At 37.2% G+C, this 14,902-nt stretch carries 11 protein-coding genes and 1 riboswitch; of the genes, 3 read left to right on the forward strand and 8 right to left on the reverse strand.

From position 1 onward, the window contains the following. Positions 1-20: 20 nt before the first annotated feature. The 6 genes from B5D12_RS00135 to B5D12_RS00160 form a co-directional block, all read right to left on the reverse strand. Positions 21-428 carry a (deoxy)nucleoside triphosphate pyrophosphohydrolase gene (locus tag B5D12_RS00135; protein ID WP_078754920.1) on the reverse strand — a complete coding sequence of 136 codons (408 nt, stop codon included), beginning with the start codon at positions 426-428 and terminating at the stop codon, positions 21-23. Positions 429-438: 10 nt separating this feature from the next. Continuing rightward, positions 439-720 (reverse strand): hypothetical protein, encoded by a 282-nt coding sequence (locus tag B5D12_RS00140; RefSeq protein WP_078754921.1) that lies wholly within the window; start codon positions 718-720, stop codon positions 439-441. Between the two features lie 2 nt (positions 721-722). Then, a complete protein-coding gene (locus tag B5D12_RS00145; RefSeq protein ID WP_078755096.1) occupies positions 723-1,487 on the reverse strand; it encodes an exodeoxyribonuclease III in 765 nt (254 codons plus the stop codon). A gap of 745 nt (positions 1,488-2,232) precedes the next feature. Next, positions 2,233-6,504: an ABC transporter permease gene (locus tag B5D12_RS00150; RefSeq protein WP_159443808.1), complete on the reverse strand. Its 4,272-nt coding sequence runs from the start codon at positions 6,502-6,504 to the stop codon at positions 2,233-2,235. A 9-nt stretch (positions 6,505-6,513) separates the two neighbouring features. Beyond that, complete coding sequence (locus tag B5D12_RS00155) at positions 6,514-7,215, reverse strand: ABC transporter ATP-binding protein (RefSeq protein WP_078754923.1); 702 nt, start codon at positions 7,213-7,215, stop codon at positions 6,514-6,516. 18 nt (positions 7,216-7,233) lie between these two features. Further along, positions 7,234-8,427 carry a class I SAM-dependent rRNA methyltransferase gene (locus tag B5D12_RS00160; protein WP_078754924.1) on the reverse strand — a complete coding sequence of 398 codons (1,194 nt, stop codon included), beginning with the start codon at positions 8,425-8,427 and terminating at the stop codon, positions 7,234-7,236. A 137-nt stretch (positions 8,428-8,564) separates the two neighbouring features. On the opposite strand from B5D12_RS00160, the gene B5D12_RS00165 reads away from it, so the two are divergent. Further along, on the forward strand, positions 8,565-9,125 hold the full coding sequence (locus tag B5D12_RS00165; RefSeq protein ID WP_078754925.1) for a TetR/AcrR family transcriptional regulator: 561 nt from the start codon (positions 8,565-8,567) through the stop codon (positions 9,123-9,125). A 457-nt stretch (positions 9,126-9,582) separates the two neighbouring features. Here the strand turns inward: B5D12_RS00165 and B5D12_RS00170 are convergent, their stop codons facing one another. Next, a complete protein-coding gene (locus B5D12_RS00170) occupies positions 9,583-11,577 on the reverse strand; it encodes a LysM peptidoglycan-binding domain-containing protein (RefSeq protein ID WP_078754926.1) in 1,995 nt (664 codons plus the stop codon). Positions 11,578-11,705: 128 nt separating this feature from the next. Here B5D12_RS00170 and B5D12_RS00175 point away from each other — a divergent pair, with 128 nt between their 5' ends. Then, positions 11,706-12,272: a tRNA 5-(aminomethyl)-2-thiouridylate-methyltransferase MnmM gene (locus B5D12_RS00175; protein ID WP_078754927.1), complete on the forward strand. Its 567-nt coding sequence runs from the start codon at positions 11,706-11,708 to the stop codon at positions 12,270-12,272. 55 nt (positions 12,273-12,327) lie between these two features. On the opposite strand, the gene metK is transcribed toward B5D12_RS00175, so the two are convergent. Then, the gene (gene metK, locus B5D12_RS00180; RefSeq protein WP_078754928.1) at positions 12,328-13,512 is read right to left on the reverse strand and encodes a methionine adenosyltransferase; all 1,185 of its coding nucleotides are present in this window, start codon (positions 13,510-13,512) and stop codon (positions 12,328-12,330) included. Continuing rightward, a riboswitch (SMK box riboswitch) is annotated at positions 13,510-13,602 on the reverse strand. (Overlaps the previous gene by 3 nt.) A gap of 77 nt (positions 13,603-13,679) precedes the next feature. Between metK and B5D12_RS00185 the strand changes: the two genes are divergently transcribed. Further along, positions 13,680-14,474 (forward strand): hypothetical protein, encoded by a 795-nt coding sequence (locus tag B5D12_RS00185; protein WP_078754929.1) that lies wholly within the window; start codon positions 13,680-13,682, stop codon positions 14,472-14,474. The last annotated feature ends 428 nt before the right edge of the window (positions 14,475-14,902 follow it).

Consider the following 14,902-nt stretch of genomic DNA (forward strand, 5'->3'; position numbering starts at 1 on the left):
CAGTCACTTACTGTTTTTTGCTAATAATTGTCTTCTAATATTTTTGCAGTAGGAATATCGACGGGTGCCCACTGCACACTCATCACTTCCTTTGTTGATAACCAACGATATTGTGCATGTTCTTTTAATACAAAATGCTCGGATTTCATCTTAGCTCGATAAGTACTCATTTTGACAATCCCAAAATCATATTCATATGCTGTCGTGGTAATATTTTCTTCTACTTCAATCTCGAGTGCTAATTCTTCTTGAATTTCACGAATTAACGCTTCTTTTTCAGATTCCCCTTTTTCAATTTTGCCTCCGGGGAACTCCCATAATCCAGGTAGAGTCATTTTTTCACTACGTTGCATTGCTAAAAGTTTTCCATCGTGAATAATGGCCGCTCCAACTACTTCAATAACTCTTTTATCTGAGACATTATCCATTATACTTCCCTCAATCTCTTGGGGTTAATGAACAAGAGGTGCCGTTTAAGTCAATTAACTCAAAAATAATGCGATTATTGGGTAATAAGACTGCTGGCAATCCAGATTGTCCCCATTGTCTAAAGGGTTCAAATTCCATACGACGCGCTTTAAAGGCTTCAAACTCTTGGCGATTAGCTTCTGACTCACTGACATCTATTTTTTCATATTCAACGCCTTGTGCTTCTAATTCATCAATGAATTTTTGTGAAACGGCATCTTTTGAATCATAATATAATTTATAAACTGACATAATTATTCTCCTATCTCTATTTCGATTGGGCAATGGTCACTGCCCATTACTTCAGGTCTTATTTTGACATCATGAATACGGTCAATAATGTTTGGTGAGACGACAAAATAATCAATTCTCCATCCAACATTACGTTGACGGGCTTTATTCATATAACTCCACCATGTATAAGCACCGGTCACTTCTGGGTTACGATAACGGAACACATCAACATATCCTGCTTCAATAACTTGAGAGAATTTAGTGCGTTCTTCAATCGTGAATCCAGCATTTTTAGTATTCGTTTTAGGATTTGCCAGGTCAATCTCTTGGTGAGCAACATTTAAATCCCCACAAAACATAATCGGTTTAACGGAGTTTAACGTATTTAAATAAGCAAGGAAATCATCTTCCCAAACTTGGCGATACTCTAGCCGAGTCAAGTCCCGTTTCGCATTAGGTGTATAAACCGTTACTAAATAATAATCGGCAAACTCTAAGGTTATCACACGCCCTTCTTGGTCATGATCTTCAATGCCAATGCCATATGTCACCGATAATGGTTTTATCTTAGTAAAGATAGCGGTGCCTGAATATCCTTTGCGCACAGCTGAATTCCAATACTCATAATATCCTAACTCACCGAAGTCAAAATCCACTTGATCTTCTTGGGCTTTAGTCTCTTGTAAGCAAATAATATCAGGATTCGACTCATCCAGATAACTTTGTAAGGCGCCTTTATTTAATACTGAACGAATGCCATTGACATTCCATGATGCTAATTTGATTGACATAACTTCACTCCTTACTCTTTAGTATAATTCGCTTTTGCTTTTTATGCCAATATTTTGGACCGTGGCTTGGCATAAGCTTGATAAACTCAATCAAGTTATTGCTCATTAATTAAAAGCGTAGTGGTTGAGTGGCCTCAACCTGCGTCTTAAATAGTTTAGGCATAAAGTCGATAAAATCCATCGAGTTATTAGTCATTATTAAAAGCGCAGTGGTTGAGTGGCCTCAATCTTCGTCTTAACGACTTGTTTGAGTCCTACTCAACTGTGCGGGGGTGAACAGACGAAGCGAAAATCATTCATTTTCTACTTCTGGTTCACTCCCAACTGTCCGGGGTGGACAGACAAAGCGAAAATCATTTGATTTTCTACTTTTGGTCCACTCCCAGTATTTTACTTATCTACGCAAAATTTTAAGTTACTTTTAACTTTCCGTCCTATAATAAAGACAAGCTTGTGATAGGGGCAAACTTCTCTCTCCTAAATATTTAAACTTTATTATCCTATCACAGACTTAATAAATAATATATTGCACAACGTTTAATTTTAAGACTCCCTAGTCAAGTAAAGAAGATTATTTTGTGCAGGATGAGAAAGTTAATTGAAAAACAGTACTTTCACTTAACTTTCTATCCAATCCCTATCTATTAGAACCGGTATTTCTCCGGTTCTTTTTTCATAAAAAATCAGTTAGGTCACTGAATCATCTTCAGCTTTCCTAACTGTTTTTTATTTTCTGCGACTATTCTACTGCTTTTAAGGCTTCTACCATATCGATTTTCTTCAATTTTTGATGCATTACGAGCATGACGATCGAAGAGAATAAGAAGGTCATTGCGGCCGAAATCAAATGACTTGGCCAATTAATGATTGGATAGAAGAGTAAATTAGGCATTTGAATTGTTTTTAAAATATATTGATTGAGGATAACACCAAGGCCCAATCCAATAACAGAACCAATCGCGGTTAAAATCAATACTTCATCATAAATATACATACTAACTTCACGATTATAAAATCCTAATACTTTAATCGTCGATAATTCTCTTAATCGCTCTGAAACATTGATATTCGTTAAATTATACAAGACGACAAAGGCTAAAGCGGCAGCCGAAATAATCAATACTAATGTAATGACATTTAAACTTCCCATTGTTTCTTGGACATTGTTTTCTATCGAATCTAAACTTAAGTATGTTAACACGGCTTCTTTATCCGAAAAATCTTGTTCTAATTGATGACTATTCGCATTCGCGCCATATTGCATCAATAAAGCATTAAAGGTCGGTTCTTCATCAAAGATTGTTTGATAATTTTTCGGTGAAAGATAAACATAATGTTCGATATAATTTTCTACAATTTTGCTGACGGGAATATCCACTTCATTACCATCATTATCGACTAAATGCAGCATATCACCAACATCGACATTGACATATTCGGATAATCTTTCAGAAATAACAGCACCCTGTTCTTGATTTAAATCAATCAATTGCTCTGGTGTTTGTCTTTCATGAATATCTAAGAACCCTTGATAATCATCTAAAGGCACGATGACCGAAACGCTTTGCACTGCTTGATTAGTGTCGGTTTGCCAATTAGCTGAATGGATTTCTAACGTTTTGTCTAGTTCAGAATGGTGTGATACTTCATCTATGACTTGATCTTTTTTCGCTTGTTCAGCATCCTCATCTAAATATAACACCGCATCATAACGTTGTAATTGCTTGAATTGTGTTTCCACTAATCCATCAATCGTGTCACTAATACCAAATCCGGTGACAATCAACATCGTACAGCCAGCAACGCCTACTAGTGTCATGGCATTTCGTCCTTTATAACGCAACAGATTTCGAATGGTCATTTTACGATTAAAGGAGAGTCGATTCCAGATGGGTCCGATGCGTTCAATCATCGTTTTCTTACCTGCTTTTGGTGGTTCTGGTCGTAATAAACGAGCCGGTTGTTCTCTTAAATATTGTAATGGCGTCCAAATCGCTGGAATCAAGGCACACGCTAAAGCAATAATGGCTACTAACCCATTCAATTCATGCGAACGTACGGTAACCGCACTATCGAAGTGGAACAAACTATTATAAGCATTCATAATCACCGGTGGGAAAATACGATAACCCAATTCAATCCCAATGACTGTCCCAATGACCGTGGCTAATAAGGCGTACATTACAAATTTACTTAGGATGACATGGTTAGGATAACCCATTTGTTTCATCGTTCCCATGTAATTACGTTGTTCACTAACCATTCGTTTAATCGTTGTAAAGGTCACTAACACCGCAATCGCAAAGAAGAAGAGTGGAAAGACGGTACTGATCTGCTTAATTTGATTCGCATTATCATACAAACTATCATAAGAGTCAAAGCTATCACGTTGATTTAAATAATAATTCGGTTCTTTTAAGTCATCGACTTCTTTTTGGCCATCTGCCAAATCGGCTTCGGCTTTTTTCAATTCTTTTAAAGCATCTTTTTTCTCTGACTTAAATTTTGCGAGATTTTCTTCATACTCTTTTTGGCCATCTTCTAATTCTTTTTTAGCGTCTGCTAGTTCTTTTTGGCTATCATCAAGTTCGGTTAAGCCATCGGCTAATTCAATCTCCCCGTCTTCAATTTCTTGTAGGGCAGTGGCTAATTTTTCGCGTCCAGTAGCTAATTCATTGAAGGATGAAGCTAATTGTTCTTTACCCGCATTTAGTTGACTCCAACCATTGTCTAGTTTTTCTCTGGCTGTTGCTAACTCCGATTTGGCATTGTCAAGTTCGGTCTGACCTGCTTGCTTTTCTTCATCAAATTGAGCTGTACCTTCTTGATAGGCTTTAAGACCTGCTGCGTACTCACTCCAACCTTGTTCATAAGCTTTTTGCCCTTCGTTTAAAGTCGCTTCGTTCGTTGCGATTTCTGCTTGAGCAGTAGTAAATTCTTGAAGTCCTGCTTGTAAACTTTCTATTTGAGTTTGTAATGAAGCTATGGCCCCAGTTAATTGTTCAACTTGTTTAGCTGTTTCTGGACTAATTAATTGATTAAGTCCCGCCAATTGTTCTGCTAACGTTGCTTGTTGACTTTCTAGCTCTGCCACTTGATTAGTTAACGCTGTTTTTCGCTCTGAAATGGTGCTTAGTTGAGCTGACAGTTCATCGCGAGTAGCCGTAAGAGGTGCTAATGTTGCTTGTTCAGCCGTCAGCGTATTATGAGTCTGCGTCACCAATGCTTCAGCTTCTTGTAATTGTGCTTCAACCGTCGCATACTCTGTTGATTCTGGATCTAAATTTTCTAATTGAGTCGCCTTTTCATCGCGCGCTTGCACTGCTTCGTTATAAGCCACTTGTGCCTGTTCAACGATCGCTTGTTGTTCTGTGACTGTTGCTTCCACTGTTAATAACTCTTCGGTTAAGCTACTTTCAGATTCGGCTAATGGTGTTAAATGCTCATTAAGCTCTGCTAATCCTGCTTCCACTTCAGCTATACCAGCATTGACTTGTTTAATTTGTTCAGGAGCGGCTTTAATTTGCGATTCTAGAGTGGTCTTTTGATTAGTCAACTGTGTCAGTTGTTGTTGTAAATAAATAACAGTTAACTCCGCTTGGGACGTCGATTCAGCCAATATTTTCTGATTCGTTGGCTCATCAAATTGTCCTTGTTGGGCTTGTGTTTTTAAGTTGGTTAAATTTTCTGCCAAGTTTGGAATATTTTGCTGTAATTCGCTAGCCATTTGTTCTTGGCCTTTCGTTAATTCAGCTTTACCACTTTCTAATGCTGCCCAACCTTCATCTAATTGTGCTTTTGAAGCATCTAGTTGCTCTTTAGCTTCATCTAATTTTGCTTTATTAAGTGACAATTCACTTTGAGCACTACTGATTTTTTCATTAAAGGTTTTTACTCCTGACTGATATTCTGCCAGACCTGCTTGATACTCTGCTTCACCATTATTTAGGGTTTCTTCTTGTGTTTTAATTTCTTCCAATCCTGATTGATAAGCCGCTTCACCACTTTCAAGTTCTGCTAAGCCATCATGGTATTCATTGCGTCCGTCGGCTAATTTTATCGAGGCCGAAGTCCATTCGTCATAGCCTTTGGCCAGTTCTTCGCTCCCTGATTCATATTGAGATTGGCCTTCTGAAAGTTCTTCTTTGGCTGATTCTAACTCTTTTTCAGCACTCGCTAATTCAGCATAGCCTTCATCAATTTCTTTCGCTCCATCTGATAAGGTTAAATTCAAGTCATCTTTTAATTGTTGTAGACGAATTTCTGGACGTTGGGCAAATGCCGCTTCTAACTCACTTTGGACCTCATCCATCACTTGATTGTATTGGTCAGAATAGGCGCGATAGCGACCGGCTTCTGTTGACCAATAAAGGACTTCAGTATAAATATCACCTGCCACTGCTTCTGGCATCACTAAAACATAGCCATTAATATTGCTGACCCCACGACTAATTTTTGAAAAATACAATGGCGTATCAACAAAACCAGTCACCTTAAATTGGGTACGGGTTAAATAGGGTGCTTGTAACCCCTCCAAATTGGTATCTTCATCTTCTTTAGGAGCGGCAGTGACTTGTTCTAATTCAATGACATCCCCAATTTTTATATCTGATTGACGGTATTTAATATCCAAGGCTATCTCATCCGCTTTTTGAGGCAATGCGCCTTCCACTGCAAAGAAATAATCTTTATTATTATTAGGATAGACTTTGACTCGTTCAGATAATGGGTTTAAGGTGGTCTCTAAGGCTTTTAAGGGGTCTACCGTAAGTCCTTTTTCTTCAATTAATTGAATATCATCCTCATTTAAACCTAAAGTCGATAAAATTTGGCCATCGGGCAAATGATACTGCTCATAAAATTGACGTGCAGTTTCTACCATAGCAGGACTCGTAGCTCGAATACCGACAAAAAAAGCGACTCCTAATAACATAATAAGTAAAATGGATAGAAATCTCGGCCAAGATTTTTTTATTTCTGTTAAGTTATCTTTCCATAAAACTTTATTCATCATTCTCACCTACCATGTAATATCTGCTACTAATTTGGGTTGTTCATTGGATCGTTCTGATTTAACTTTTCCGTTACGAATTTCAATGACGCGATCGGCCATTTGCGCAATTGCCGTGTTATGAGTAATGACAATCACGGTTGTATCGGAGTTACGCGATGTATCTTGCAATAATTGTAAGATTTGTTTCCCCGTCTCATAATCCAAGGCACCGGTTGGTTCATCACATAATAATAATTTGGGTTGTCCCGCAATCGCTCTAGCAATCGAAACTCTCTGTTGTTCCCCACCTGATAATTGCGCCGGAAAATTGTCTAAACGATGCCCCAGTCCGCAATCTTCTAATACTTTTTGAGCATTCATACCTGATTTTGCAATTTGGATCATTAACTCGACATTTTCTTTAGCGGTCAAATTTGGGACTAAGTTGTAATTTTGAAAAACAAAGCCAACAGAATTGCGTCTATAAGTGGTTAATTTGCGTTCACTATATTGCGCAATATCCTCGCCGTCAATCAAAACTTGGCCACTGGTCGCTTGATCCATTCCACCTAAAATATTCAAGGTTGTCGATTTGCCGGCACCTGATGGGCCTAAAATGACAACAAATTCTCCTCGTTCAATCGTAAAGTCAATACCATCATTGGCTCTAGTCACCACTTCTCCAGTGTGATATTCTTTGACCACATCTTTAAATTCAATATAACTCACTTTTACACCTCATTTGTGCTACTGCGCTCGGTAATAAACCAAGACTTTTAAATATTGACTCGCTTCATCAGCAGAGGTTGGATAGTCATCCGGTAAACCAAATGATTGAATTAAATAATATTCTCCTGCTGCTGCTTGAGCCACTTGGTTCATATCATCCATAAATAGTTCTTTAGGGTAAGCACTATGATTGGTACTTAATACACAAAAACCACCGGGAGTCGTTAATTCAAACAAATCTGCAGCTAATTGACGATAATCGGTTTCTGCTCTAAATAAGTAATCTTTCGTGCGAGCAAAACTAGGTGGATCACAAACAATCCAATCAAAAGTTCGTTGATGACGTTTTGCATATTGAATATAGTCAAAGACATCCATTACTCGAATCTCATGATTTTCCGTTGGCGCTTCTATCTGATTCAAGGCAAACTGTTCAGTCGTTTTTTCTAAACTGCGATTCGCTACATCCACACTGATTGTATGCTTAGCTCCTCCCACAGCAGCCGCGACCGAAAAGCCACCGGTATAGCTAAATAGATTTAATAAACTCGCTCCGGCTACTTGACTTTGAATAAACTGACGCACTTCACGTTGATCCAAAAATAATCCGGTCATCCATTCTGAACCTAAATAAATTGCATAACGAATATTATTTTCTAAAATTTCAATCGGTTGTGGCGCTAGCTCGCCATAAGTATGTTCAATCGGTTGTTCTGCTTCAACCAGTTTGAAACGTTTGGTTTCATATACGCCTTTAATTTGCGGTAAAAAGTATAATAAGACTTTTATAAAGGTTGCTCGTTCGGCAAAGACTGCGCGATTATACCAGTTAATTTGAATAAAACCATCATACCAATCGATGGTGAGGCCACCTAAACCATCGCCTTCACCATTAAACAGACGAAAAGCCGTCGTTTCTTCACTATCAAAAAATGATTGGCGTTTTTCAATCGCATCTTCAATGACATTTTCGATAAAATCTTGATTAAAATAAATGCGCTCATGATCAGTAAAGACCCACGCAATACCCTTATTTTGATGACCGACTATAGCTTTCGCAATAAATTTTTTATCATTATCTACTAGTTGTAAAATAGTGCCGTCACTTTGACCCGCAGCTGCTTCTTGATTGACGAAATCTTCAGCTTGTAATAAACATTCGCCACGCTCAATCCTATCAATCGCTTGCTGGGTTAATTTATGTAATCTCATATAGTTCTCCTCTATACATTTATTCATCTTGATGTTACAATAGTAACACCTAGTCGATTTTTGTGCAATAAATTTTAATTGTGTTGTGACAGATTATAAAAAAATGATACATCTTTACCTAAAGGGAGGTAAACTTTATGAAAAACAACAATCAAGAGTTAAATCAATTAACAAAAGATTCTTTAAAGACAGCCTTAATGCAACTTTTAGCTGAAAATTCTGTCGAAGAAATTAAAGTCACTTCCTTAACTAAAAGAGCCGGTGTCTCACGCATGGCTTATTATCGTAACTATCCATCCATCACTGCCTTGTACCATGAACTCTATGATGATTATTTCAGACAATTCTTCCAGTCAAATCTCAAATACTTAATCGATAATCAACAACAAACATTTTGGGTGGCACTCTTTGAATTTATCTTTGAACACCAAAAGGCCGCTAAAATATTATTGTCAACCAAAGAAAATCCCCATTTTTTAGACTATTTAAATCAAGTTTTTTGTAATCCGATAGAACATATCACTGATCGCTATCTGATACGTGGCGTGGTTGGTAATGTGTTTAATGTGTTAACTGAATGGGTTCAAAATGAATTTGATTTAACACCGTCTGAAATTGCCCCCTTATGTGTTAATTTAACTGAAAATATAAAAATTGAATCCCAACCTTTTACAACCATACAAAAATATGGGGAATAAGCGACGTACTCATTTTAAAGAAATAAAAAAATACGGAGAATAAGCGCCATACTCGTTAAAAAAAGACTCTATACTTTTTGGTGTGGGTAAACAGAAATGGCTCTGTTTATTCGTATCGATATTCTTGAAGTGACAGGCAGAAATTGGTCTGTCATGCGCATCGGCTAATAGACAGAAAGTTCTCTGTTCATTCGTATCGATACTCTTGGCCTAATAGACAGAAATTTCTCTGTTGATTCGGATTGGAACTTTTGGGAGATAGGCAGAAGTTGCTTAGTCATTCGCATCGATACGCTTGAGGTGTAGGCAGAAATGACTCTGTTATTTGTATTAGTTCTCTTGTGCTAATAGACAAAAATGACTCTGTCCTTCACAAATTTTTATCAATAGAAAAAAAGACAATATCTTTAGCGTTCATGCTTAAAGGATATTGTCTTTTAAATTGCTTAAAATTTTATTAATAATGAATGACTTGACCGACAGCAATAATCGTTGAGCCACCATTAGCCGCAATTAATGTATTCACATCGATGCCTAGTCGTCTTGATACGCTATAAAGCGTATCACCGGCTTCCACTGTATAACTACCATTGGTTTGCGTTGCAGTTGTGGTTGGTGCTGGTGTTTCCGTTACGGTCGCAGTGCTTGTTGTATTTGTTGTGCTTGTTGACGTCGTCGGTTCATTGATGTTACTATTATTAGCTACTATTGATCCACTAACTACTAAACTTCGCCCTGGATGTAACACCGTTCCTTCAGCTAGTCCATTGGCACTTAAGATTTGACCAACAGTTGTTTGGTGACGGCTAGCGATTGACCATAAGGTATCTCCTGCTACAACGGTATAATTGCCATTAGAAGTGGTAACTGGTGCAGTCGTTGCTTCTTCTTTTTCTGTAACTGGCGTAGAAGCTGTTTGAGTAGTCGTTACATTTGGTATTGTAATAACTTTACCGGCTTTTAAATTTTGTCCATTCTCAGCAATTAAACTTTCAACAGAAACATTGTATTGACGAGCTAATGCCCAATACGTATCGCCTGCTTTTACAGTATAGTTCCCTTTAGTATTGGTTGGATTTGAGTTAGTTGACTCTTCTTTAGGACTGTTATTTTCAGTTGATGCTTGAGTCGATTGACCCGGAATAACTAATTTTTGTCCGACATATAAACTAGATGAACTAGTATTATTTAATCGTTGTAATTCACCCGCACTAACACCCAATCGACGTGCCAATGACCAATAGGTGTCCCCCTCTTGAATGGTATATTGTCCTTGTTGAGTTGGGGTTGTTGGCGTTTCTGGTTTAGACGTTTCTGGTTTTTCAGCAGGTTTTTCAGTTGACTTTTGTCCAGGAACAACTAATGAATGACCTACAGATAAATGGGCTGAGGTCGTGTTGTTTAATTTTTGTAATTCTGCTACACTCACACCAAATTTTTTAGCTAACTGCCAATATGAATCACCAGCCACTACTTTATAACTACCATTAGCTGTTGATTCCGGACTAGATGGTGTTGGCGATTCAACGGTGGTTTCTTTTTCAGTTTCATTTTTTTCTGTATTCGCTACTCCAGGAATACGAATCGCTTGACCTACAAATAAATTGCCATTCGTCACATTATTCGCATTTTGTAATGATTTAACATCCACACCGAATTTACGCGCTAATGACCAGTACGTGTCTCCAGCTTCAACCACATAATTGGTGGTCGTACCATTGGTAGTCGTGTTTTCTTCAGTACCACCTTGGTTGTTATTATTATTTTGATTATTATTTGACTGATTACCTACTGTATCATAGGCAATTAAATTGTTTTGTTGAATAATCGCGTTTAACTTCGATGCGTAAGAAGTATCCGTCGCATAACGACCCGTTAAATGGCGAGTGGCATCTTGATAGCTATTTGTTTGGCTAACACGTGCTCCTAAATAATAATTATAGCGCCAACTATTGGCACCATTATCCCCTGTTAAAATATTAGCATAGTCTTGTAATGATCCGGCATAATCATCATAACGTTTGAAAGCTTCATTGGCTACATAATAATTGCCAGTGCCATCATCTTCTAAAGTATCCATATTAACTGTATTATCAGATGAACTTCCTTTAATTCCAAATAAATTATGATATGGCGCGCTTGCTAAGGTAGAATTTCCCCACCCAGATTCTAATACAGCCTGAGCAATCATAACAGATGCATATAAATCATTAGAAGCGGCAATTTTCTTAGCACTATCTGTGACAAGGTTTAAAAATTCACTCTTGCTTAATCGTGTATTGGATGTCGTTTGAGCCATAACATTAGATGGCTTCGTTGTGGATTCAATAAATGCTGCCGTTGAAAACATAATTAATCCAGTATTAAAAGCTTTACGAATTTTTTTCATTCGTTCAACTTGTTTATTTCTCTGTTGTTTCTTTACTGTAACGCGTCTAGATTGAACTGGCACTCGATCCGCCTCCTAAATTGTATTCATGTTTAATTCTAACCCAAATTAAGTTATAATTATAGAGATTCCGATTATTTATAGCTAAAGCTTAATGATTGTAATATAATTGAAACACGAGGAGAGTTGTTATGAAAAATGCTTTACACTTTTGCCATCAACTTTTAGCAGATTTAATCCAACGTTTCCCTAATGGAACTTTTATTGATGCCACCTTAGGTAATGGCAATGATACTCATTTTATTATCAATCAACCTCATTTTAAAGGACATGTTTATGGATTTGACATTCAAAAACAAGCGATTCTGAATTCCGTTGAGAAGCTGCAGGCTCATCCGAAGTTTAACCAAGTGAGTTTGATTGAAAAAAGTCATGACCAAATTGAAAAGGTCGTAACCGAACCTACGATTGCTGGCGCTATCTTTAATCTGGGCTATTTACCGGGTGGTGACCATGAAATTACTACACGTTTCAATAGTACAATAGCGGCTATCAAACAAATAGCAGAAAAATTAGTCAAACGCGGCCAAATTTTATTAGTGATTTATTCTGGTCATCCAGCCGGTATGATTGAAAAGCAAAAATTATTCGACACCTTATCGACATGGTCTCAAAAAGAATACCAAGTCCTTCAATATGAATTTATTAATCAACAAAATCAGCCACCTATGTTATTAATAATCGAAAAGATTAAATAAAAAATAAACGTAGACTATGATAAAGGACTGTTCCCTATCTAGTCTACGTTTTATGTTATGCGTTAATAGCTGCTTTTAAAGCCTCTACTTTATCTGTTTGTTCCCAAGGTAATTCAATATCACGACGACCAAAATGTCCATAGGCTGCGGTTTGAGCATAAATTGGTCGTAATAAGTCTAACATTTCGATGATGCCTTTCGGCGTTAAGCGGAACGTTGAGCGAACAGCAGCAATTAATTTACTTTCTGTTATCTCACTGGTATTAAAGGTATCAATTGAAATCGAAACCGGTTCGGCCACCCCAATCGCATAAGCCAGTTGGACTTCACAACGCTTAGCTAAACCAGCTGCTACAATATTTTTCGCAATATAGCGAGCGGCATAACTGGCTGAACGGTCGACCTTCGTAGCATCTTTCCCTGAGAAAGCTCCCCCACCATGTCGAGCATAACCACCATAAGTATCGACGATAATCTTACGTCCCGTTAAGCCTGAGTCGCCTACAGGACCTCCAATAATAAATTTACCAGTTGGATTGATAAAATATTTCGTTTCATCATCTAATAACTCATCTGGAATAATTGGTTTGACTACATGTTCAATCACATCATCATGGATTTGTTGTAAAGTCACGTCTTCTGTATGTTGCGTTGAAATGACAATAGTATCGACTCTTTGCGCTACTCCTGCTTCATCATACTCAATGGTGACTTGTGTTTTGCCATCTGGTCCTAAATAATTTAACTCGCCTGACTTACGAACTTCAGCTAATTTTAATGCTAATTGGTGACTAAGTGAAATCGGAAGTGGCATTAATTCTGGTGTTTCATCGGTAGCATAACCAAACATCAATCCTTGGTCACCGGCACCAATTTCTGCTTCTGAATCCTGATCACGAGTTTCAATCGCATTATTGACTCCTTGAGCAATATCCGGTGATTGCTCATCTAATGAGACCAATACCGCGACGTTCTTCGCATCGAACCCATATTGTTGTTTATTATATCCTATCTCATCAATTTTTTGACGAACGATTTGTTGGATATCAACATACGCAGAAGTAGTAATTTCTCCAAACACTAATACTAAACCGGTATTAACCGCAGTCTCGCAAGCAACCCGAGCATTTGGATCTTGCTCTAAAATGGCATCCAAAATCGCATCACTAATTTGATCGGCAATTTTATCTGGATGTCCCTCGGTTACTGATTCTGACGTAAATAATCTTTTTTCTGTCATTTTTCTTTCCCCCATTGTTTCATTTTGGTTACAAGGCATTTTCACTTTGAAGAAAGTGAACCCTATCGGGAATTTTGAGTTGTAACATTATCGATTATAACTTAAAATAGAGATAATGAATAGCTTTTTATAAAATTATGTCGATATTCAGAAGGGATTTGTTACTTATGACTACTTTTATTAAGTTGTTACAAAACCCCCTTGTCAAGATTTTTTTAGCACCATTTGCTTTGATTGGTGTTGGGACAATCGTGGGGTTGAGTTCAGCTGCATCACCAAACTGGATAAATGCTCTTTTACTATTTGTGATAGTTGTCAGTACACAATTAATTGATCACTATTTTCACCAACGAAATGTACAACGGAATCACAAAAGTACACCTGAATTTATCTTATATGTTTGTGAAAGTATTTTAATCATCACATCGGTTATTTTTATTTTAAGAAATAACTGGATTATTAATTTACTGTTACTTTTATATATTGCCTATATTCATTTTCAATATATACCTTTTCCAATTGTGAATACATTTTATCAATATATTTTAACCATCTTTTTTAATGCTTTTATTTTAAATACGGTAGCATACTATAGTCAAACGACGAGTATCACTACCAATTTTTTACTGTTATTGATTCCTCTTGCTTTAATTACAGCAGGCATCACGATTGAAATCAATCACTTACGCTATTTATTAATTACTAGAAAGAAACAATCGACACTGTATCATTGGACTGGCATTGGATTAGCGATTGTAGCCATATTTGCTGGCGTTTATTTCACTTTACCAAGCCAATCTTACTTTTTAGCACAAATTGCTTATGTTTTCATTACATTATTCAGTATTATTCCCGCTATTGTACAAGTAGACAATGAAAAACAACGTCAAAATAAAATTAATTATTTAAGCACAGCATTATTAATTTTTAGTATTTTTTATAGTCTAGCGATTATTTTCTAAATTATTTAGGAATGGGCAATAAGTAGATATTCAAATGAACTTTGCTTCGTCTGCCTCCCCCGCAAAGTTGGGAGTAGACCAGAAGTAGAAAATCGAATGATTTTCGCTTCGTCGGCCTACCCCCGCACAGTTGAGTAGGCCTCAAACAAGTCGAAAGACGCAGTTTGAGACCACTCAACCACTGCGCTTTTAATTATCGAGCAATAATTTGAGTGAATTGGTCAAGATTATTCTCAGCCTCGTTAAGACGCATTTTGAGGCAACTCAACCATTGCGCTATCACTTATCGAGCAATAATTTGAGTAAATTGGTCAAGATTATTCTCAGCCTCGTTAAGACGCAGTTTGAGACCACTCAACCATTGCGCTATCACTTATCGAGCAATAACTTAATTGATTTTATCAAGTTAAGGCCTAATCTCTAACGAC

The organism is Globicatella sulfidifaciens DSM 15739, from assembly GCF_900167405.1.
Classification (GTDB): Bacteria; Bacillota; Bacilli; order Lactobacillales; family Aerococcaceae; genus Globicatella; species Globicatella sulfidifaciens.